The sequence below is a fragment of the Streptomyces sp. NPDC057654 genome (assembly GCF_042800135.1).
GTDB lineage: Bacteria > Actinomycetota > Actinomycetes > Streptomycetales > Streptomycetaceae > Streptomyces.
Genome location: NZ_JBHVHQ010001089.1, coordinates 1 through 1836, shown reverse-complemented (window position 1 = coordinate 1836; position 1836 = coordinate 1). Strand labels below are relative to the sequence as shown.

Here is a 1836-nt window from a genome sequence, read left to right as displayed (position 1 = left end):
GCCGCCGCATGTCCGCGGCCTGTCGCCGCCGCTGACCGGGCCCCGCCCGACATCGCCGCAGCGGCCGGAGATCCCGTACGGACCTCCTGGCGCATTCACGCCCTTTCTCTGACACCCGTCTGTCCCCGGAGATTCCGTTGTCATCGTCAACGAACACGTCATCGTCGAGCCGGCGCATACCCAAGGTGCCGTTCTGGGCCCAGATCCTGCTGGGCCTGGTCCTCGGCGCCCTCCTCGGCTGGGCCGCGAAGAGCGGCGACATCACCTGGCTCCAGACGACCCTGGACAAGATCGGCGGCATCTTCATCCAGCTGCTGAAGCTGGCCGTCGCCCCGCTCGTCTTCTTCGCGATCCTGGTGTCCATCACCAACCTGCGGAACGTGAACAACGCCGCCCGCCTCGCCACCCGTACCCTGATCTGGTTCATGGTGACCTCGCTGATCGCGGTCGTCATCGGCCTCGCCATCGGCCTGCTCACCAGCCCCGGCTCCGGCACCGGCCTGACCGCCGCCGACGGCGCCCAGCCCCAGCACTCGGGCTCCTGGCTGGACTTCCTCACCGGGATCATCCCGAAGGACGTCGTCACGCCGTTCACCGAGCTCCAGGTCATGCAGATCGTCTTCATGGCCGCCGTCGCGGGCATCGCCGCCCTCAAGCTCGGCGACAAGGCCGAGCCGATCCTCACCCTCAGCCGCTCGGTCCTGGAACTCCTCCAGAAGGCCCTGTGGTGGGTCATCCGGCTCGCCCCGCTCGGCACCGTCGGCCTCATCGGCAAGGCCATCTACCAGTACGGCTGGGACCTGCTCGGCCAGTACGCGACGTTCACCGTCGACATCTACGTCGGCTGCGCCCTCGTCCTCTTCGGCGTCTACCCGCTGCTGCTCGGCCTGGTCGCCAAGGTCAACCCGGTCCAGTTCTTCCGGGGCGCCTGGCCCGCCATCCAGCTGGCCTTCGTCTCCCGCTCCTCGGTCGGCACGATGCCGCTGACGCAGAAGGTCACCGAGCGGCTCGGCGTCCCGAAGGAGTACGCGTCCTTCGCGGTGCCCTTCGGCTCCACGACCAAGATGGACGGCTGCGCCTCGATCTACCCGGCCATCGCCGCGATCTTCGTCGCCGAGATCTTCCACATGCACCTCGGCGTCGGCGACTACCTGCTGATCGCCTTCGTCTCCGTCATCGGCTCGGCCGCCACGGCCGGTCTGACCGGCGCGACCGTGATGCTGACGCTGACCCTCTCCACGCTGGGCCTGCCGCTGGCGGGCGTCGGCCTGCTGCTGGCGATCGACCCGATCCTCGACATGATGCGCACCGCGACCAACGTCGCAGGCCAGGTCGTCGTCCCGATCGTCGTCTCGGCGCGGGAGAAGGTCCTGGACCGCGCGGTGTACGACGCGGCGGGCTCCTCCCCGCTGGATGACGAGGTCCCGGCACAGGCCCCGGCCCCGGCTCCGGAGCAGTCGAAGCAGCCGGAGCCCGCGACCGTCTGACCGGCCATCCGACCGGTCGTCCGACCGGCCGTCCGACCGCATGGTGAGACCGCTCCGCTCCGCGTACGGCCCTCAGCGCTCCTGGCGCCGGGGGCCGTACGCGCGTATGGGCGGGTACGTACGCAAAGGCCGGGGTTCCGGGCCGACTTCGGCGGCGACGGAACAGGGAGGTGCCGCACGGGCGCCCGGCCGGGGATGAGAAGCTGCTCACAGCGATCCGGCAGGCGGCCGGCGACGCGCGTCCGCCCGCGTCCGCACCGCGCCGATCCGCCGCTCAACCGCCGCTCCACCAAATCTCCGGCGCCGCCATGAACGGCCCCGTGCCGCCTTCTGTGGGGGAAGGTGGCAC

1 protein-coding gene is annotated in these 1836 nt (G+C 70.5%); it reads left to right on the top strand.

Going from position 1 to position 1836, the window contains the following annotated elements:
• Positions 1-119 precede the first annotated feature (119 nt).
• Positions 120-1487: a dicarboxylate/amino acid:cation symporter gene (locus tag ACFU99_RS40765; RefSeq protein WP_384402976.1), complete on the top strand. Its 1368-nt coding sequence runs from the start codon at positions 120-122 to the stop codon at positions 1485-1487.
• Positions 1488-1836: the final 349 nt, after the last annotated feature.